Origin of the sequence: Mycobacterium avium subsp. avium (assembly GCF_009741445.1) — a bacterium.
GTDB lineage: Bacteria > Actinomycetota > Actinomycetes > Mycobacteriales > Mycobacteriaceae > Mycobacterium > Mycobacterium avium.
Genome location: NZ_CP046507.1, coordinates 763,910 through 783,051 on the forward strand (window position 1 = coordinate 763,910; position 19,142 = coordinate 783,051).

Here is a 19,142-nt window from a genome sequence, read left to right on the forward strand (position 1 = left end):
TCGTCGCGCACCCGGGTACTGCCAACACCGCGGCCGCCCCGACGGCCGCGACGGCAGCTTTGAGGGTTTACTTGGTGCTCTTCGCCTTCATGTTCGTGCCTTTCCGGTGAGGGGTAGTTGAACAGCCGTCTAATTGACTGTCGACGGCGACATACCCCCTGTTAGACACGGGTAAACCAAACTTTCAGATTCGTTTTCGATATTTTTTTGTACGGTCCGTCTGTAACCCGGTTGCGGGTGCGGCGCGCGGGCGACTAACCTCGTGTCTCGTGCGTCTTCTTGAGCGTGCCGTAGTAGCCAGCACCCGCAGCGGGGTCTGATCCGGACCGACCCCCCGCTGCGGGTCGGAAGCTACTGCGGTCGGTCGTTCCTGCTGACCGGAGAAGACCGTCATGACCATTCCCGAACGAAACCGGCTGCCGCATCCCGAGTCCGCCACCGCGTGGTTCGGTGATCGCTTCGGCGTCCCGTTGCCCCGCGGCCTGCGCGAACGGGCCGAGGCGATGAGCTGGGACGCCTTCGTCGCGACCTACGGCCGCAGCGGCGGTCCGCTGCGGTTGGGCCCCTGGGAGCGCACCGACTCCGATTGCGCCGCAACGGGACTGGGGTCGCGGGCCGGCAACTACCGGGCCGTGATCGCCGTCGGCGACCAGATCGGCACCGCGACGGCGGCCGCCGCCGGGCCGATCGCCGCCCTGACCGCGATGCTGCACGAGCGCGGGATCAACCTCGAGATCCTGAACTTCCATCAGATGCGATCGGCAACGGCCACAGCCACTTTCATCCGGGGCGGCAACGGCGGGCGCGCCGAGTGGGCGATGGGCTGGTCGCCCGATCCGACACGCTCGGCGCTGCGCGCCGTGATCGCCTGCGCCAACCGGCTTTTCGCGCCCGAGTGGCCGGACGGCTCTCGGTGATCGGTGGTCCCTACCTCGACGGCGAGCCTTCGAGGACGATCACAGCGGACGCAGCACAATCGGCATGCCGTCCATCGGGATCGGCATGCCGCCGTAGTCCCACCGCGGCTGATACCCCGGCCGGGCCAGCTCCAGGCGGTACCGGCGCAACAGCCGGTGCACCACCGTCTTGACCTCCAGCTGACCGAACACCATGCCGATGCACTTGTGCGCACCACCGCCGAACGGGGCGAAAGCATACCGGTGCTTCTTGTGCTCGGCGCGCGGCTCGGCGAACCGTTCAGGGTCGAATTTGTCTGGGTCCGTCCACAATTCGGGCAGCCGGTGATTCATGCCGGGCCAGATGGTGATGTTGGTCCCGGCCGGGATGTAGTGGCCCAGCAGCTCGGTGTCGCGCACCGCCTGGCGCATGTTGAACGGCAACGGCGTCACCATGCGCAGCGACTCGTTCATGATCAGTTCGAGCGTTTCCAGCTTCTCCAGCGCCTCGATGTCCAGCGGCCCGTCGCCGAGCCGGGTCGACTCCTCGCGCGCCCGTTCCTGCCATTCCGGATGCGCGGCCATGTTGTAGACCATCGTGGTGGTGGTCGAGGTCGAGGTGTCGTGGGCGGCCATCATCAAGAAGATCATGTGGTTGACGATGTCGTCGTCGGTGAAGCTGTTGCCGTCGTCGTCCTCGGTGTGGCACAGCACCGTGAGCATGTCGTTGCCGGTGGCGTTGCGGCGCTCCTTGACCCGCTCGCTGAAGTAGTCCTCGAGCAGCTGGCGGGCCCGCAGGCCGCGCCACCACTTGAACGGCGGGATGGGCTGGCGGATGATGGCCCCGCCGGCGCGGGTGGTCGTCGTGAACGCCTGATTGACCTTGGTGACCAGGTCGTGGTCGGTGCCCGGCTCGTGTCCCATGAACACCAGGGACGCGATGTCGAGGGTCAGCTCCTTCATCGCCGGGTGGAACAGGAACCGCGCGTCATTGGTGGGCCAGTCGGCGACGATGTCGGTGGCCACCCGGTCGATGTGCTCGACGTAGCCGGTCAGCCGGCTGCGGGTGAACGCCTCCTGCATGATGCGCCGGTGGTACATGTGCTCGTCGAAGTCGAGCATCATCAGGCCGCGGTTGAAGAACGGCCCGATCACCGGGTGCCAGCCCTTCTGCGAGTAGTCCTTGTTCCGGTTGGAGAACACCGCCTGGGTGGCGTCGGGTCCCAGCGCGGTGACCGCCGGCATGATCGGCGAATCCAGGTAGATCAGCGGGCCGTGGTTGCGGTAGAGGAACAACGCGTAGTCCGGGCCGCCGCGGAACAGCTCGATGATGTGCCCGAGGATCGGCAGCCCGGCATCGCCCAGCACCGGCTTGAGTCCGCTGCCGGCCGGCGGCTCGGCCAGCACCTTGGTCTGCCACTCGTGGGCCAGCAGGCGCTTCTCGATCGCCCCCATCCCCGGGATGGTGTTCAGCGTCGGGGTGAACCGGCGCCGCGCCTGGTCCAGCAGATACTGCGGAGTGCTGATGGTGGCGGTCATTGACGCTCCTTCGCGTGCCCTTCCGGGGTGACAGCGGTCACTGATTCCTAACCTTCTCCGAAAAACTTGACGGCTGTCAAGTTTGCTTTTTGCGTGGCGTGGTGCAAGGTCGGGGAGTGACCAGCCACCCCGCCAATCCGGAGCCGGGCGCGCGACGGCGAGGCGACAAACAACGCCAGGCGATCCTGGCCGCGGTGCGTGAACTGCTGCAGGAAAAGCCGTTCGCCGAGCTGTCGGTCAGCACCATCAGCCTGCGCGCCGGGGTGGCCCGATCCGGCTTCTACTTCTATTTCGACTCCAAGTACGCGGTGCTGGCGCAGCTGATGGCCGAGGCCACCGAGGAGCTCGAGGAACTCACCCAGTACTTCGCCCCGCGCCAGCCGGGCGAGTCGCCCGAGCAGTTCGCCAAGCGGATGGTCGGCAGCGCCGCGGCCGTCTACGCGCACAACGACCCGGTGATGACCGCCTGCAACGAGGCCCGCCACACCGACGTCGAGATCCGCAACCTGATGGACCAGCAGTTCGAGGTGGTGCTGGCCCAGATCGTCGGCATCGTCGAGGCCGAGATGAAGGCCGGGACGGCCAGGCCGATCAGCGACGACCTGCCGACGCTGATCCGCACCCTGGCCGGCACCACCGCGCTGATGCTGACCGGCGACCCGGTGCTGACCGGGCCGGACAGCGATCGCGACCGCCGGGTGGCGGTGCTCGAGCAGTTGTGGCTGCACGCGCTGTGGGCCGGCCGTCCCTAGCGCGGGTGGTACCGCCGGTATCGTCACCGCCATGGCGCAGAAGGCATCCGGGCGGTATTACGCGGGAAAGCGGTGTTTGGTCACCGGCGCGGCCAGCGGCATCGGCCGCGCCACGGCACTGCGGCTCGCCGCCCACGGCGCCGAGCTCTATCTGACCGACCGGGACGGCGACGGCCTGCGGCTCACGGTCGAGGACGCCCGCGCCCTGGGCGCGTCGGTCCCCGAGCATCGCGCGCTGGACATCGCCGACTACGACCAGGTGGCCTCCTTCGCCGCCGACATTCATGCCGCCCACCCGCCGATGGACGTGGTGCTCAACATCGCCGGCGTGTCGGCCTGGGGCACCGTCGACCGGCTCACCCACGAACAGTGGCGCAAGATGATCGACATCAACCTGATGGGTCCGATCCACGTCATCGAGACATTCGTCCCGCCCATGGTGGCCGCCGGGCGGGGCGGGCATTTGGCCAACGTGTCCTCGGCGGCCGGGCTGGTCGCGCTGCCCTGGCACGCCGCCTACAGCGCCAGCAAGTACGGGCTGCGGGGGCTGTCGGAGGTGCTGCGCTTCGACCTGGCCCGGCACCGCATCGGGGTGTCGGTGGTGGTGCCCGGCGCGGTGAACACCCCGCTGGTGAACACGGTGGAGATCGCCGGCGTGGACCGCGACGACCCCGACGTCGCCCGCTGGGTGCGGCGGTTCGCCGGCCATGCGGTGTCGCCGGAAAAGGCCGCCGACAAGATCCTGGCCGGGGTGGCCCGGAACCGGTACCTGATCTACACCTCGCCCGACATCCGGGCGCTGTACGCGTTCAAGAGGCTGGCGTGGTGGCCCTACAGCGTGGCGATGCGCCAGGTGAACGTGATCTTCACCCGCGCGCTGCGGCCCGCCCCGGCGACGCTAGTCCGGCATGACCAGCTCGAGACGCACCCCGAGCAACCGGACCGGCCGGTCGAGCTCGAATAGGTCCAGCACGCGCAGCGCCGCGGCCACGATGACGTCGCGATCGGTGCTGGGCGCGTCGAGCTTGCGAATCTTGGTGCGGGTGTAGAAGGTGGCCGTGCGCACGGTCACCGCCACCCGGGTCACCACCCGGCCCGCCGCCAGCACCTCCGCCACCGCCTGATCGGCCAAATCCGTTACCGCCGTTTCCATTTCGGCGCGATCGGTGAGATCCCGGGGAAACGTGACGACGTGGCTGCGCGAGCGCGGCACCCACGGTTGCGCGCTGACGTGGTCGTCGCCGCCACCCTTGGCGAGCAGCAGCAGCCACAACCCGGTGCGCGGCCCGAAGGTGGCCGTCAACAGTTCCGCGTCACTGTGGGCCAATTGCCACACCGTCGTAATCTGAAGATCCGCAAGCTTTTTCGCGGTCTTGGGCCCCACACCCCACAGCGCGTCGACCGGACGGTCGGCCATCAGCGCCATCCAGTTCGCGTCGGTGAGCACGAAGACGCCGTCGGGTTTGGCAAAGCTGGTGGCGATCTTGGCGCGCTGTTTGTTGTCGCTGATGCCGACCGAACAGGACAGGCCGGTTTCCGAGGAGATGACGCCGCGGATCTGTTCGGCGACCTCGATCGGGTCCGTCGCCGTCACCGCGAGGTAGGCCTCGTCCCAGCCCCACACCTCCACCGGATGCCCGAGGTCGCGCAGCAGCCCCATCACCTGGTCGGACGCGGCGTCGTAGGCGGCCGGGTCGGGCGGCAGGAACGTCACCCCCGAGTCTGGCGGGCAGCGGCGGGCGGCGGCGCGCAGCGGCATGCCCGCGCGGACGCCGAATTCGCGTGCCTCGTAGGAGGCGCAGGTGACGACCTTGCGCGGTTCGTTCGGGTCGCCGTTGCCGCCGACGATGACGGGCAGGCCGGCCAGTTCGGGACGGCGCCGCAACTCGACCGACGCCAGGAACTGGTCGAGGTCGACGTGCAGCACCCAGCGGGGGCTCATCAGTTACCGCACAGCTTGCGCGCCAGGCTTTCCCACGCGTCGCCCAACGTCTGCAGGGTGTGGCCGTGGTCGCTGAGCTGGTGGTGCACATAGTCGGCGTCGAGCAGCGCCAGCAGCGCGTCGGCCTGGGCGTCGAGGTCGCCGGTGGTGTGCGCCGCGGCCAGCAGCACCCGCACGTGGCGGCGCAGCACGGCGGACGGCGGGCCGTAGCGGGTCCGCGGGTCGCGGTTGGCCGCCGACAACAGCGCGTGGTGGGTGTGGGCGAAGCGCAGCCGCTCCCGGCCGAAGGCCACCAGCCGATCCAGCGGTGGCGCGTCGGGCCCCAGCGGCGGCGGACCGAACAGGAACGCCTGCTGGATGGCGCGTTCGTCCTCGTCCAGCAGCACCATCATCAGACCCGCCCGGCTGCCGAACCGGCGGAACAAGGTTCCCTTGCCGACGCCGGCGGCCGCGGCGACGTCGTCCATCGTGACGGCGTCGGCCCCGCGCTCGGCGACGAGGCGGCGAGCCGCGTCCAGCAGGAGTGCGCGATTGCGGGCGGCGTCGCCGCGTTCCGGCGCGGGAACCCGCGGATCGCAGAACCGCAGTTGACCCCGCTGCTCGACACCGCTCACTCCTGCACTTTAACGCTGCCGGAATAAAACGGACCATAGTCCGGTTGGCCCGTGCGAGGATGGACACCAACAACCGAAGGGAACTGGCGAATCGTGGCAATCAAAATCTTGGCATTAGTGGGAAGCCTGCGCTCGGCGTCGATCAACCGCCAGATCGCGGAGCTGGCGAGCGCTGTCGCCGGCGAGGACGTCGTCGTCACCGTCTTCGAGGGGCTCGGCGAGCTGCCGTTCTACAACGAGGAGATCGACGACGCGATGACCAGCGACGCGCCGCCGCTGGCCCCGGTGGCCGCGCTGCGCGCCGCGGCGGCCGACGCCGACGCCGCGCTGGTGGTCACCCCCGAGTACAACGGCAGCATCCCGGCGGTCATCAAGAACGCGATCGACTGGCTGTCCCGCCCGTTCGGCGACGGCGCACTGAAGGGCAAGCCGCTGGCCGTCATCGGGGGGTCTTTCGGCCAGTACGGGGGAGTGTGGGCGCACGACGAGACCCGCAAGTCCTTCGGGATCGCCGGGGCGCGGGTGGTCGAGTCGATCAAGCTGTCCGTGCCGTTCAAGACGCTGGCCGGCAAGGCGCCCGCCGAGCATGCCGAACTGTCGGCGAACGTGCGCGACGTGGTCGGCAAGCTGGCCGCCGAGGTCGGCTGATTGGCGGAAATCGACAACCCGGTCACCGGGCGACCAGCGAGGTTGTGAGACCGGCATGGCAGAAGCCGCCAGCTTCGGCTGGCGGCTTTGCTGGCTGCGGGTGGGCCCGGCGCGGCTCGCGGCGTGATCCGGGCCTTGTCGGTGCCCGCTGCTATACCGATGGGCAGAGACGGCGTCCCCCCGGCGTGTGATCTGCGACACGCCGGGGCGGGTGTCCGAATTTGTCCGACACAGGCCTTACGACCAGGGAATTTCAAAATTGTTATTCAGAACATCTTGTATCTCGACATCTAGTGAGCCACTAGGTGTAGTGTTTCGAGCACCGGCAGATCCCAGGACCACCGAGCCCCGCGGGCGCGGCGGAACCCCCGAAATCGGCGCCGAGTTGTCGAAGACAGGTCTTCGGCACCCGACCGCCGCAGGACGGGAATCCGGGGGCCTGCCGGATCGCTGAAGGTAGCAAACAAGCAGTCCAAAAGTAGTTGCCAGTCCGTTGGGTTCCCCCTCTTCCGCGAAGGAGCGGCATGCGATGACCATCACCGTGTACACCAAGCCGGCATGCGTGCAGTGCAGCGCCACCTACAAGGCGCTGGACAAGCACGGCATCGCCTACGAAAAGGTCGACATCACGCTCGACCCCGAGGCGCGTGACTACGTGATGGCGCTGGGATACCTGCAGGCTCCCGTCGTGGTGGCCGGAAGCGACCACTGGTCGGGTTTCCGGCCCGATCGGATCAAGGCGCTGGCCGGGGCGGAACTGAGCGCCTAGGCAACAGAGCGGCAAGACGTCAGGTAAGGAGGTTGCGCTGCCATGGACAGCACGGGACGCAACCTGGTCTATTTCTCCTCGGTCTCGGAGAACACCCACCGCTTCGTGCAGAAGCTGGGCATCCCGGCCATCCGGATACCGCTGCACGGGCGGATCGAGGTGGACCACCCGTACGTCCTGCTGCTGCCCACCTACGGCGGCGGGCGGGCCACTCCCGACCTCAACGCCGGGGGCTATGTCCCCAAACAGGTCATCGCCTTTTTGAACAATGAGCACAACCGTTCGTTGATCCGCGGCGTCATCGCCGCGGGCAACAACAACTTCGGCGCCGAATTCGCCTACGCGGGAAACGTGGTCTCGCGCAAGTGCGGCGTTCCGTACCTCTACCGCTTCGAACTGATGGGAACCCAGGACGACGTGGACGCCGTCCGAGCGGGCTTAGCTGAATTTTGGAAGGAACAGACGTGTCACCAACCGTCGCTGCAGAGCCTGTAACCGCCGGCGCTCATGGCTTGCCCGACGAAACGGACTACCATGCGCTGAACGCGATGCTGAACCTGTACGACGCGGACGGCAAGATCCAGTTCGACAAGGACGTCCTCGCCGCGCGCCAGTACTTTCTGCAGCACGTCAACCAGAACACCGTCTTCTTCCACAATCAGGACGAGAAACTCGACTACCTGATCCGCGAAAACTATTACGAGCGTGAGGTTCTCGACCAGTACTCGCGCAACTTCGTCAAGGCGCTGCTGGACCGCGCCTACGCCAAGAAATTCCGCTTCCCGACCTTTCTGGGCGCCTTCAAGTACTACACCTCCTACACGCTGAAGACCTTCGACGGCAAGCGCTACCTGGAGCGCTTCGAGGACCGGGTGGTGATGGTCGCGCTCACCCTGGCCGCCGGCGACACCGGGCTGGCCGAGAAGCTGGTCGACGAGATCATCGAGGGCCGTTTCCAGCCGGCCACGCCGACGTTTTTGAACTCCGGCAAGAAGCAGCGCGGCGAGCCGGTGAGCTGCTTTCTGCTGCGCATCGAGGACAACATGGAGTCCATCGGGCGTTCGATCAACTCCGCGCTGCAGCTGTCCAAGCGCGGCGGCGGAGTTGCGTTGCTGCTGACCAACATTCGCGAGCACGGCGCGCCGATCAAGAACATCGAGAACCAGTCCTCGGGCGTCATCCCCATCATGAAGCTGCTGGAGGACTCGTTCTCCTACGCCAACCAGCTCGGGGCGCGCCAGGGGGCCGGCGCGGTGTACCTGCACGCCCATCACCCCGACATCTACCGTTTCCTGGACACCAAGCGGGAGAACGCCGACGAGAAGATCCGGATCAAGACGCTGAGCCTGGGCGTGGTGATCCCCGACATCACCTTCGAGCTGGCCAAGAAGAACGAGGACATGTACCTGTTCTCGCCGTACGACGTGGAACGCGTGTACGGGCTGCCGTTCGCCGACATCTCGGTGACCGAGAAGTACTACGAGATGGTCGACGACGCCCGCATCCGCAAGACCAAGATCAAGGCGCGGGAGTTCTTCCAGACGCTGGCCGAGCTGCAGTTCGAGTCGGGCTACCCGTACATCATGTTCGAGGACACGGTGAACCGGGCCAATCCCATCGACGGCAAGATCACCCACTCCAACCTGTGCTCGGAGATCCTGCAGGTCTCCACGCCGTCGTTGTTCAACGACGACCTGTCGTATGCCAAAGTGGGCAAGGACATTTCGTGCAACCTGGGTTCGCTGAACATCGCCAAGACGATGGACTCGCCCGACTTCGCCCAGACCATCGAGGTGGCCATCCGGGCGCTGACCGCCGTCAGCGACCAGACGCACATCACCTCGGTGCCCTCAATCGAGCAGGGCAACAACGATTCTCACGCGATCGGGCTCGGGCAGATGAACCTGCACGGGTACCTGGCCCGCGAGGGCATCTTCTACGGCTCCGAAGAGGGCATCGACTTCACCAACATCTACTTCTACACGGTGCTCTATCACGCGCTGCGCGCGTCGAACCGCATCGCGATCGAACGCGGCACGCACTTCAAGGGTTTCGAGCGCTCCAAGTACGCATCGGGGGAGTTCTTCGACAAGTACACCGAGCAGGTGTGGGAGCCGGCGACCGAGAAGGTGCGCCAACTCTTCGCCGACGCCGGCATCCGCATCCCGACGCAGGACGACTGGAAGCGGCTGAAGGAGTCGGTGCAGGCGCACGGCATCTACAACCAGAACCTGCAGGCGGTGCCGCCGACCGGGTCGATCTCCTACATCAACCACTCGACGAGCTCGATCCACCCGATCGTGTCGAAGGTCGAGATCCGCAAGGAGGGCAAGATCGGGCGGGTCTACTACCCGGCGCCCTACATGACCAACGACAACCTGGAGTACTACCAGGACGCCTACGAGATCGGTTACGAGAAGATCATCGACACCTACGCCGCGGCCACCCAGCACGTCGACCAGGGGCTGAGCCTGACGCTGTTCTTCAAGGACACCGCCACCACCCGCGACGTCAACAAGGCGCAGATCTACGCCTGGCGCAAGGGCATCAAGACGCTCTACTACATCCGGTTGCGCCAGATGGCGCTGGAGGGAACCGAGGTCGAGGGCTGCGTGTCCTGCATGCTGTGATCCCTCCCGCCGAACGTGTAGCTGTTGCGACTTTTCGGCTCGAATTTCGCAACCAGTGCACGTTCGGCGAGGTGCGGACGCGCCGATCTGCCCAGGTCAGAAGCCGCCACCGGGTACAGTGCTTGACGTGGTGAGAATGCCCCGACCTGCCAGGCCCCACTCGGCTACCAAGCCGGGGGCCAAGGTCGACGCGCGCAGCGAACGCTGGCGCGAGCACCGCAAGAAGGTCCGCAACGAGATCGTCGACGCTGCGTTTCGCGCCATCGACCGGCTCGGACCCGAGCTGTCCGTGCGCGAGATCGCCGAAGAGGCCGGCACCGCCAAGCCCAAGATCTACCGGCATTTCCACGACAAGTCCGACCTGTTCCAGGCCATCGGCGAGCGGCTGCGCGACATGCTGTGGACGGCGATCTTCCCGTCCATCGACCTGAAGACCGACTCGGCGCGCGAGGTGATCCGGCGCAGCGTCGAGGAGTACGTCACCCTGGTCGACAAGCATCCCAATGTGCTGCGGGTGTTCATCCAGGGGCGCTCGACGGGCACCCCCCAGTCGACGGTCACCATCCTCAACGAGGGCCGCGAGATCACCCTGGCCATGGCCGACCTGTTCGACAACGAGCTGCGCGAGATGGAGCTGGACCACGCGGCCGTCGAGCTGGCCGCCCATGCCGCCTTCGGGTCGGCGGCCTCGGCCACCGAGTGGTGGCTGGGGCCGGAACCGGACAGCCCGCGGCTGATGTCGCGGGCCCAGTTCGTCGCGCACCTGAGCACCATCATGATGGCGGTGATCATCGGCACCGCGGAGACACTGGGCATCACCATGAACCCTGACCAGCCGATTCACGACGCCGTGGTGAGAAAGCCCGCGGTGAGCTGAGCCGCGCCCCGGCGTTGACAGCGCCGGGGCATATCGATAAAACTCGTCCAAACCGATACCCTGGGTACCGGGTATCTGCGCCAGCGGGGTGGCTACGGCCGACGATGCCAGCGAGCGCCGACCTGAGACAGGCCTGGATAGAAGGACCGAACGACCGTGACCGACGTCGTGACACACACCGAAACCGCGCCCACCCCGGCGGCCAAGGCCGCCAAGCCGGTGCATACCCGCGCCGTCATCATCGGCACCGGGTTCTCCGGCCTGGGGATGGCGATCGCGCTGCAGAAGCAGGGCGTGGGCTTCGTCATCCTGGAAAAGGCCGACGACATCGGCGGCACCTGGCGAGACAACAGCTATCCCGGCTGCGCCTGCGACATCCCGTCGCACCTCTACTCGTTCTCGTTCGAGCCCAAGCCCGACTGGAAGAACCCGTTCTCCTACCAGCCGGAGATCTGGGACTACCTCAAGGGCGTCACCGAGAAGTACGGCCTGCGCCGCTACATCGAGTTCAACTCGCTGGTCGATCGCGCCCACTGGGACGACGACGAGCACCGCTGGCACGTGTTCACCACCGACGGGCGCGAATACGTCGTGCAGCTTTTGATCTCGGGCGCCGGCGCGCTGCACATCCCGTCGCTGCCCGACATCGAGGGGCGCGACGAATTCGCCGGTCCCGCTTTCCATTCCGCCGAGTGGGACCACACCGTCGACCTGACCGGCAAGCGGGTCGCGGTGATCGGCACCGGCGCCAGCGCCATCCAGATCGTGCCGGAGATCGTCGGCCAGGTCGCCGAACTTCAGCTCTACCAACGCACTCCGCCGTGGGTGGTGCCGCGGTCCAACCCGGAGATCCCGCCGGCCGTGCGCGCCGCCATGGAGAACGTGCCCGGGCTGCGCGCGCTGGTGCGCCTGGCCATCTACTGGGGGCAGGAGGCACTGGCGTTCGGCATGACCAAGCGGCCGAACCTGCTCAAGGTCATCGAGGCCTACGCGAAATACAACATCCGCCGCTCGGTCAAGGACAAGGAGTTGCGGCGCAAGCTGACTCCGCACTACCGGATCGGCTGCAAGCGAATCCTGAACTCCTCCACCTATTACGGCGCGGTCGCCGACCCCAAGACCGAACTGGTCACCGATCACATCGCGCGGATCACGCCCGACGGCATCGTCACCGCCGACGGAACGCACCGCCCGGTCGATGTCATCGTGTACGCCACCGGTTTTCACGTCACCGACTCCTACACCTACGTCCAGATCAAGGGACTGCACGGCGAGGATCTGGTGGACCGCTGGAACCGCGAGGGCATCGGCGCGCACCGCGGCATCACCGTGGCCGACGTGCCCAACCTGTTCTTTCTGCTGGGCCCCAACACCGGGCTGGGGCACAACTCCGTGGTGTTCATGATCGAATCCCAAATCCGTTACGTCGCAGACGCGATCGCCACCTGCGACAAGCTGGGCGCCCAGGCGCTGGCCCCGACCCGGGCCGCGCAGGACAGGTTCAACGACGAGCTGCAGCGCCGGCTGGGCCCGTCGGTGTGGAACAGCGGCGGCTGCAGCAGTTGGTATCTGGACGAGCACGGCAAGAACACCGTGCTCTGGGGCGGCTACACCTGGGAGTACTGGCGGGCGACCCGGGCGGTCAAACCGGAGGAGTACCAGTTCTACGGGATCGGCTCACGCCCCGGCGTCTAACAGGTTGACGAACGCCCGGGCGGCCGCGTCCACGCCGGCCTCGTCGCCGGTGGCCACCAGATCCAGCAGCAGGCCGCGGATGACGGCCAGGCCGAGTCGTGCCATCGCCGGGTCGAACGGCGCCCCGGCGTGGGTTTCGGCTTGGCGCAGCCAGTCGTCGACGGCGTCGGGAAGCATTCGGGCGAAAGGCTTTTCGCCCTGGGCGGCGCGCGAGTAGCACTCGAAGAAGAGGCGCTCGAATTCGCGCAGCTCGGGTCGGCGCAGATCGGCCCACATCGCGGCGAAGCCCTCGGCCGGCTCGCGGGGCAGTTCGGTCAGCACCCGCATCTGCCGGCGCTCCACCTCCTCGACGATCGCCAGCAGCAGGCCTTCCCGGGATCCGAAGTGGTGCAACAGCATTCGATGACTGGTGCCGACGGCCTCGGCCACCCGGCGCAGCGATCGGTCGCCGATGCCGCCGGCGGCGAACTCGGCGATCAGGCCATCGAGCAGTTCCCGGCGCCGCTGCAGGTCAGGGGTGCGCGCCATCGGCGCGGCTGAGTAGCTCGGCCCGGGCCTTGAGGCCCCGGGCTTCGAGCGCCAGAAAGCGCTTGGTCTTCTTGGCCATCAGCCGGCCCACCAGGGCGCCGAGCGCGCCGCGCTGATCCAGCTGCTGGCGCACCAGGGTACCGCCTCCGGGTCGCGCGCTGACGTGATGGGTGGCGGCGACCCGCGCGCCGGGGGAGCGCTGCACCCAGGTCCACGACGCGCCGGGTATGAGCTCGGTGACCTGCCAGACCAGCTTGGCCATGCCGGGTTGCTTGATGGCGAACCGTCGGCCAACAGCCAGGGCGGGCCCGTCCAGGCCGGTCAGCGACGTCACCGACGCCGTCCACTCCGGCCAGCGCTCGACGTCGGTGAAGACGTCCCAAACCAACCGCGGCGGCGCGTCGATCTCGACGCTGTCCTCGGTAAACATGTACCAGATGGTACATCACGCGCACCGCATACTGGAGGGGAAACGATCGAACGGCGTCGGCGACACGCAAACACAACTTCTTGTGTTGCACCGCGTTGTCGTACCCCAGGGGTAGTGTTTGGAGCCTGACGTCCTCCGGCACTACGGCGCGTGAAGTGGGGTTCTGGTGAGCGAAAACATGAAGCTGATTGACCGCGTTTCGGCGATCAACTGGAACCGGCTGCAAGACGACAAGGACGCCGAGGTGTGGGACCGCCTGACCGGCAACTTCTGGCTGCCCGAGAAGGTGCCGGTGTCCAACGACCTGCAATCGTGGGCCACCCTGACCGCCCACGAGAAGCAGATGACCATACGGGTGTTCACCGGCCTGACGCTGCTGGACACCATCCAGGGCACCGTCGGCGCGGTCAGCCTCATCCCCGATGCGCTGACCCCGCACGAGGAGGCCGTCTACACCAACATCGCCTTCATGGAGTCGGTGCACGCGCGCAGCTACAGCAACATCTTCTCCACGCTGTGTTCGACCGCCGAGATCGACGACGCGTTCCGCTGGTCGGAGGAGAACCCCAACCTGCAGCGCAAGGCCGAGATCGTGATGCAGTACTACAAGGGCGACGAGCCGCTCAAGCGCAAGGTCGCCTCCACGCTGCTGGAGAGCTTCCTGTTCTACTCCGGCTTCTACCTGCCGATGTACTGGTCGAGCCGGGCCAAGCTGACCAACACCGCCGACATGATCCGGCTGATCATCCGCGACGAGGCCGTGCACGGCTACTACATCGGCTACAAGTACCAGCGCGGCCTGGCGCTGGTCGACGACGCCAAACGTCAAGAGCTCAAGGACTATACGTACGAATTGCTGTTCGAGCTCTACGACAACGAGGTGGAGTACACGCAGGATCTCTACGACGAGGTGGGGCTGACCGAGGACGTCAAGAAGTTCCTGCGCTACAACGCCAACAAGGCGCTGATGAACCTCGGCTACGAGGCGCTGTTCCCGCGCGACGAGACCGACGTGAACCCGGCGATCCTGTCGGCACTGTCGCCCAACGCCGACGAGAACCACGACTTCTTCTCGGGGTCGGGGTCGAGCTACGTGATCGGCAAGGCCGTCGTCACCGAGGACGAGGACTGGGACTTCTAGCAGCTGAACGGCGCATGAATTGTGGGTATGGCGGCACGGCCCGCTGGCGTCGGTGACACCGCTGCCCTGACACTGGTGGGGTGACGAATACCGCCGCCTCCCAGACCGTCAACTTCTGCCGCTCAGTGCTGCGCTGGCTGCGGGCCGGCTACCCCGAGGGTGTCCCCGGGCCGGACCGGGTGCCGCTGCTGGCGCTGCTGCGCAGCACGCCGCTGACCGAGGAGCAGATCGCCGAGGTGGTGCGCGAAATCACCAAGGACGGATCCCCGGCGATCGCCGACGGCGTGATCAACCGCGACGAGATCGCCGAATTCATCTCCGGCATGACGCATTACGATGCCGGGCCGGAGAACATCATTCGGGTCGCCGCCAGGCTGGCCGCCGCGGGCTGGCCGCTGGCCGGCATCGACGTCAGCGAGGTGATCCCCGGTGATGACTTTGCCGAGTCCGCCGAGATCGCGGCGCGAGGTCAGGCACCGGGGGTCGCCTCATAGGCTCATAGCCTCATAGCTTCGAGATGTCGATGACGAAGCGGTAGCGCACGTCGCTGGCCAGCACGCGCTCGTAGGCCTCGTTGATGTAGTCGGGCTCGATCAGCTCGATCTCCGGCGTCACGTTGTGCTCGGCGCAGAAATCCAGCATCTCCTGGGTCTCGGCGATGCCGCCGATGTTCGACCCGGACAGGCTGCGCCGCGCCAGCGCCAGCGGGAACGCGCCCACCTCCATCGGGTGCTCGGGGATGCCCAGCTCGACCAGCGTGCCGTCGACGTCGAGCAGGCTCAGATAGTCGTTGAGCTTGAGGTTCGCCGACACGGTGTTGAGCATCAGGTCGAAGCTGCCGCGCAGCTTCGTGAAGGTGTCGGGGTCGGCGGTGGCGTGGTAGTGCTTGGCGCCCAGCCGCAGCCCGTCCTCCATCTTCTTCAGCGACTGCGACAGCACCGTCACCTCGGCGCCCATCGCCGCACCCAGCTTGACGCCCATGTGCCCCAGGCCGCCCAGGCCGACGATCGCCAACCGGGTGCCGGGCCCGGCCTTCCAGTGCCGCAGCGGCGAGAACAGCGTGATGCCCGCGCACAGCAGCGGGGCCGCCTTGTCCAGCGGCAGCGAGTCGGGGATGCGCACGACGAAGTCCTCGTCGACCACGATCGCCTGGCTGTAGCCGCCCTGGGTGACCGAGCCGTCCCTGTCGATCGAGTTGTAGGTGAAGGTCGCGCCGCGCTTGCAGTACTGCTCCAGCCCGGCCGTACAGCTGCTGCACTGCCGGCAGGAGTTCACCATGCAGCCCACGCCGACGTGGTCGCCCACCTTGTACTTGGTGACCTCCGCGCCCACCTCGGTGACGACGCCGGCGATCTCGTGGCCCACCACCACCGGGTAATTCGTGTGGCCCCATTCACCTTTCGCGGTGTGGATGTCGGAGTGGCAGATGCCGGCGAACTTGATGTCGATGGCCACGTCGCGCGGGCCGGGGTCGCGCCGCTCGATGGTGGTCTTGGTCAATGGTTCGGTCGCCGACGTGGCGGCGTACGCCGAAACGGTGCTCATGAATGTCCCTCTTCCAGCCGTGCTTTCCCAAAAAGTTTAGCTAAGGTAATGGTTCTGGCGCCAACCGGCGCGGCGAAGATCACGTTGTCGCGTGGGGGATACCCGCCGGCGGCTCAGTTGATCGGGGCGTTCACCAGCCGCAGGTCGTCGACGATGCCGCGGGCCGCGATCAGGCCCTGGCCGGTCTGCCAGATCTCGTCGTTGACGACGTAGACGCGGTTGTCGCGATTGGCGGACAGCTTGCGCCACGGGCCGCTGTCCAGGACGGTGGCGGCCCGGTCGGCCGCGGCCGGCGTGGCGCAGGACAGGTAGACGACGTCGGCGTCGGCGACCGAGAGGTCCGGATTCTTGGCCAGGTCCGCGTCGGTGGCGCCGATCTCGAGATAGGGCTTGTCGGTGAACCGCTGGGCGGCCGGCCGGTCCACCCCGACCGCGCCCAGCACGCTGGCCGGGAAGTTGTTGGCGCCGAACACCCGGATGCTGCCGGTCGTCAACTGCACGATCGACGCCTGGAAATGGGAGGCGTCATGGCGTGCGCCCACGTCGCCGGCCCGTTGCGAAAAGCCGCTGAGCAGCCCGTCGACCGCGCCGGCGCGGGCGGTGGCGGCGCCGACGGCGCGCAGGTTGTCCCGCCACGCCGCGCCCGGCGCCGCGGTGAACACCGTGGGGGCGATCGCGGCCAGCTGCGGGTACAACGCGGGCGTCAGCCCCTGCGAGCCCAGGATGAGATCGGGGTGGGCGGCCGCGATGGCCTTCACGTCGGGGTGCGATCGGCTGCCCACGCCGGGCACGCCGCGCACGGCGCCGCCGAGGTAGGCGGGCTGGCCCGAGGCGCCGTCCGGCAGGGCGGCGCCGACCACCCGCGACTGCAGACCCAGCGCGCACAGCGCGTCGAGCTGGTCACCGGCGAGCACCACGATGCGCTGCGGATCGGCGGACACCTGCACCGGCGCCGGGTCGCCGCCGGCCGCGTTGTGGACCTGCCGCTTCGCCGGACCCGGATCGGCCTCGGCGGCGTCGCGGGCGCACGACTCGTCGGGCCGGCGGTCGTTGCCCAGCACCCCGGCGCCGGCGATCTGGGTGGTGGGAGTGACCAGCGAACGCGTCGTCGTCGCGGTGGGCCTGTCGGATCCGCAGCCGCCGCACGCCACCACCAGCGCCGCCGTCACCGCGGCCAGCCGGGCCGGCCTGATCACGCCGAACAACACGGCTCAGACGCTAACATCCGGCCAGCGTGGTCCCGCCGCGCCGACGGACCCGCCGCGCCGGTCAGCCGTTTACGACAGTTTGTAGGACCAGCCCTGACGTCGTCATGATCGACGGCTAAGATTCGTTGGAATAGTGATGTTGGGCCAGTGTCCGATCCGGATGTTTGGAGAAGCTGTTGACAGCCGAAGCGCCCCCCTTGGGAGAACTCGAGGCCGTTCGTCCGTACCCGGACCGCACCGGTCCCAAAGGGAACCTCGTCTACAAACTGATCACGACGACCGATCACAAGATGATCGGCATCATGTACACCGTCACCTGCTTCGCCTTCTTCTTCATCGGCGGGCTGATGGCGTTGCTGATGCGCACCGAGCTGGCCGCGCCGGGGCTGCAGTTCCTGTCGAACGAGCAGTTCAACCAGCTGTTCACCATGCACGGCACCATCATGCTGCTGCTGTACGCCACCCCGGTGGTGTTCGGTTTCGCCAACCTGGTGCTGCCGCTGCAGATCGGCGCGCCCGACGTGGCCTTCCCGCGGCTCAACGCCTTCTCGTTCTGGCTGTTCCTGTTCGGCGGGCTGATCGCGGCGTCCGGCTTCATCGTGCCGGGCGGGGCCGCCGACTTCGGCTGGACCGCCTACACCCCGCTGTCTGACGCCGTGCACTCGCCCGGCGCCGGGGGAGACCTGTGGATCACCGGCCTGATCGTCGCCGGTCTGGGCACCATCCTGGGTGCGGTCAACATGATCACCACCGTGGTCTGCATGCGCGCGCCCGGCATGACGATGTTCCGGATGCCGATCTTCACCTGGAACATCCTGGTGACCTCGATCCTGATCCTGATCGCCTTCCCGATCCTGACCGCGGCGCTGTTCGGGCTGGCCGCCGACCGCCATCTGGGCGCCCATGTCTACGACGCCGCCAACGGCGGAGTTCTGTTGTGGCAGCACCTGTTCTGGTTCTTCGGCCATCCCGAGGTGTACATCATCGCGTTGCCGTTCTTCGGGATCATCACCGAGATCATCCCGGTGTTCGCGCGCAAGCCGGTGTTCGGCTACACCACGCTGGTGTACGCGACGCTGTCGATCGCGGCGCTGTCGGTCGCGGTATGGGCGCACCACATGTTCGCCACCGGAGCCGTTCTGCTGCCGTTCTTTTCGTTCATGACGTACCTGATCGCGGTGCCGACCGGGATCAAGTTCTTCAACTGGATCGGCACGATGTGGAAGGGGCAGTTGACGTTTGAGACGCCGATGCTGTTCTGCGTCGGCTTCCTGCTCACCTTCCTGCTGGGTGGTCTGACCGGCGTGATGCTGGCCAGCCCGCCGCTGGACTTCCACGTCACCGACACCTATTTCGTGGTCGCGCACTTCCACTACGTGCTGTTCGGCACCATCGTGTTCGCCACCTTCGCGGGGGTCTACTTCTGGTTCCCGAAGATGACCGGCCGCCTGCTCGACGAGCGGCTGGGCAAGCTGCACTTCTGGTTGACGTTCATCGGGTTCCACACCACCTTCCTGGTGCAGCACTGGCTGGGCGATTTGGGCATGCCGCGCCGCTACGCCGACTACCTGCCCAGCGACGGCTTCCAGCCCTACAACGTCGCCTCCACGGTCGGGGCGTTCATCCTGGGCGCCTCGATGTTCCCGTTCGTCTGGAACGTCTTCAAGAGCTGGCGCTACGGCGAGGTCGTCACCGTCGACGACCCGTGGGGCTACGGCAACTCGCTGGAGTGGGCGACCAGCTGCCCGCCGCCGCGGCACAACTTCACCGAGCTGCCCCGAATCCGTTCGGAGCGGCCGGCATTCGAGTTGCACTACCCGCACATGGTGGAACGGCTGCGCGCCGAGGCGCACGTGGGTCGCGCGCACGGCCCGGCGGACAAGGACGTCACCCGGCTGGACGACGTCCAGGTTCGCAGCTGATGGCCT

19 protein-coding genes are annotated in these 19,142 nt (G+C 67.1%); 12 read left to right on the top strand and 7 right to left on the bottom strand.

Going from position 1 to position 19,142, the window contains the following annotated elements; all coding sequences use genetic code 11:
• Positions 1-392: 392 nt before the first annotated feature.
• The gene (locus MAA44156_RS03835) at positions 393-917 is read left to right on the top strand and encodes a 2-isopropylmalate synthase (protein ID WP_009978332.1); all 525 of its coding nucleotides are present in this window, start codon (positions 393-395) and stop codon (positions 915-917) included.
• A gap of 39 nt (positions 918-956) precedes the next feature.
• Here MAA44156_RS03835 and MAA44156_RS03840 read toward each other — a convergent pair whose 3' ends face one another.
• Complete coding sequence (locus MAA44156_RS03840) at positions 957-2,435, bottom strand: cytochrome P450 (protein WP_009978330.1); 1,479 nt, start codon at positions 2,433-2,435, stop codon at positions 957-959.
• A 116-nt stretch (positions 2,436-2,551) separates the two neighbouring features.
• Between MAA44156_RS03840 and MAA44156_RS03845 the strand changes: the two genes are divergently transcribed.
• Together MAA44156_RS03845 and MAA44156_RS03850 are read left to right on the top strand one after the other, a co-directional pair.
• The gene (locus tag MAA44156_RS03845) at positions 2,552-3,187 is read left to right on the top strand and encodes a TetR/AcrR family transcriptional regulator (protein ID WP_003878783.1); all 636 of its coding nucleotides are present in this window, start codon (positions 2,552-2,554) and stop codon (positions 3,185-3,187) included.
• A 31-nt stretch (positions 3,188-3,218) separates the two neighbouring features.
• Complete coding sequence (locus MAA44156_RS03850) at positions 3,219-4,151, top strand: SDR family oxidoreductase (RefSeq protein ID WP_009978328.1); 933 nt, start codon at positions 3,219-3,221, stop codon at positions 4,149-4,151.
• On the opposite strand, the gene MAA44156_RS03855 is transcribed toward MAA44156_RS03850, so the two are convergent.
• Together MAA44156_RS03855 and MAA44156_RS03860 are read right to left on the bottom strand one after the other, a co-directional pair.
• Positions 4,086-5,129 (bottom strand): DNA polymerase IV, encoded by a 1,044-nt coding sequence (locus tag MAA44156_RS03855; protein WP_009978326.1) that lies wholly within the window; start codon positions 5,127-5,129, stop codon positions 4,086-4,088. The genes MAA44156_RS03850 and MAA44156_RS03855 overlap by 66 nt on opposite strands.
• Positions 5,129-5,743, bottom strand: coding sequence for a TetR/AcrR family transcriptional regulator (locus MAA44156_RS03860; protein ID WP_009978325.1), 615 nt, complete (start codon positions 5,741-5,743; stop codon positions 5,129-5,131). Before MAA44156_RS03860 ends, MAA44156_RS03855 begins: the two co-directional genes overlap by 1 nt.
• Before the next feature lie 93 nt (positions 5,744-5,836).
• Between MAA44156_RS03860 and MAA44156_RS03865 the strand changes: the two genes are divergently transcribed.
• From MAA44156_RS03865 to MAA44156_RS03890, 6 genes are all read left to right on the top strand, one after another.
• Positions 5,837-6,391: an NAD(P)H-dependent oxidoreductase gene (locus tag MAA44156_RS03865; RefSeq protein ID WP_003874932.1), complete on the top strand. Its 555-nt coding sequence runs from the start codon at positions 5,837-5,839 to the stop codon at positions 6,389-6,391.
• 529 nt (positions 6,392-6,920) lie between these two features.
• Entirely contained in the window at positions 6,921-7,160 is a 240-nt protein-coding gene (locus MAA44156_RS03870; RefSeq protein WP_003874933.1) for a redoxin NrdH, read from the top strand.
• A 42-nt stretch (positions 7,161-7,202) separates the two neighbouring features.
• Complete coding sequence (nrdI, locus tag MAA44156_RS03875) at positions 7,203-7,655, top strand: class Ib ribonucleoside-diphosphate reductase assembly flavoprotein NrdI (RefSeq protein ID WP_003874934.1); 453 nt, start codon at positions 7,203-7,205, stop codon at positions 7,653-7,655.
• Positions 7,625-9,790 (top strand): class 1b ribonucleoside-diphosphate reductase subunit alpha, encoded by a 2,166-nt coding sequence (nrdE, locus tag MAA44156_RS03880; RefSeq protein ID WP_024636978.1) that lies wholly within the window; start codon positions 7,625-7,627, stop codon positions 9,788-9,790. The genes nrdI and nrdE overlap by 31 nt, the downstream gene beginning before the upstream one ends.
• 136 nt (positions 9,791-9,926) lie before the next feature.
• Positions 9,927-10,667 (top strand): TetR/AcrR family transcriptional regulator, encoded by a 741-nt coding sequence (locus MAA44156_RS03885; RefSeq protein ID WP_003874936.1) that lies wholly within the window; start codon positions 9,927-9,929, stop codon positions 10,665-10,667.
• A gap of 156 nt (positions 10,668-10,823) precedes the next feature.
• Positions 10,824-12,362, top strand: a complete 1,539-nt coding sequence (locus tag MAA44156_RS03890) for a flavin-containing monooxygenase (protein ID WP_009978321.1) — start codon at positions 10,824-10,826, stop codon at positions 12,360-12,362.
• Here MAA44156_RS03890 and MAA44156_RS03895 read toward each other — a convergent pair.
• Positions 12,345-12,890 carry a TetR/AcrR family transcriptional regulator gene (locus tag MAA44156_RS03895; protein WP_009978320.1) on the bottom strand — a complete coding sequence of 182 codons (546 nt, stop codon included), beginning with the start codon at positions 12,888-12,890 and terminating at the stop codon, positions 12,345-12,347. The genes MAA44156_RS03890 and MAA44156_RS03895 overlap by 18 nt on opposite strands.
• A complete protein-coding gene (locus MAA44156_RS03900; RefSeq protein WP_009978319.1) occupies positions 12,874-13,320 on the bottom strand; it encodes an SRPBCC family protein in 447 nt (148 codons plus the stop codon). Before MAA44156_RS03900 ends, MAA44156_RS03895 begins: the two co-directional genes overlap by 17 nt.
• A gap of 166 nt (positions 13,321-13,486) precedes the next feature.
• On the opposite strand from MAA44156_RS03900, the gene nrdF reads away from it, so the two are divergent.
• Together nrdF and MAA44156_RS03910 are read left to right on the top strand one after the other, a co-directional pair.
• Positions 13,487-14,461 (top strand): class 1b ribonucleoside-diphosphate reductase subunit beta, encoded by a 975-nt coding sequence (gene nrdF / locus MAA44156_RS03905; RefSeq protein WP_023879621.1) that lies wholly within the window; start codon positions 13,487-13,489, stop codon positions 14,459-14,461.
• 80 nt (positions 14,462-14,541) lie between these two features.
• Positions 14,542-14,955 carry a DUF3349 domain-containing protein gene (locus MAA44156_RS03910; RefSeq protein WP_011725751.1) on the top strand — a complete coding sequence of 138 codons (414 nt, stop codon included), beginning with the start codon at positions 14,542-14,544 and terminating at the stop codon, positions 14,953-14,955.
• Between the two features lie 10 nt (positions 14,956-14,965).
• Here the strand turns inward: MAA44156_RS03910 and MAA44156_RS03915 are convergent, their stop codons facing one another.
• Together MAA44156_RS03915 and MAA44156_RS03920 are read right to left on the bottom strand one after the other, a co-directional pair.
• Positions 14,966-16,006: an NAD(P)-dependent alcohol dehydrogenase gene (locus MAA44156_RS03915; RefSeq protein ID WP_009978314.1), complete on the bottom strand. Its 1,041-nt coding sequence runs from the start codon at positions 16,004-16,006 to the stop codon at positions 14,966-14,968.
• 113 nt (positions 16,007-16,119) lie between these two features.
• The gene (locus MAA44156_RS03920; RefSeq protein ID WP_009978313.1) at positions 16,120-17,214 is read right to left on the bottom strand and encodes an iron-siderophore ABC transporter substrate-binding protein; all 1,095 of its coding nucleotides are present in this window, start codon (positions 17,212-17,214) and stop codon (positions 16,120-16,122) included.
• Positions 17,215-17,390: 176 nt separating this feature from the next.
• Here MAA44156_RS03920 and ctaD point away from each other — a divergent pair, with 176 nt between their 5' ends.
• Positions 17,391-19,136 (top strand): aa3-type cytochrome oxidase subunit I, encoded by a 1,746-nt coding sequence (gene ctaD / locus MAA44156_RS03925; RefSeq protein WP_003878775.1) that lies wholly within the window; start codon positions 17,391-17,393, stop codon positions 19,134-19,136.
• The last annotated feature ends 6 nt before the right edge of the window (positions 19,137-19,142 follow it).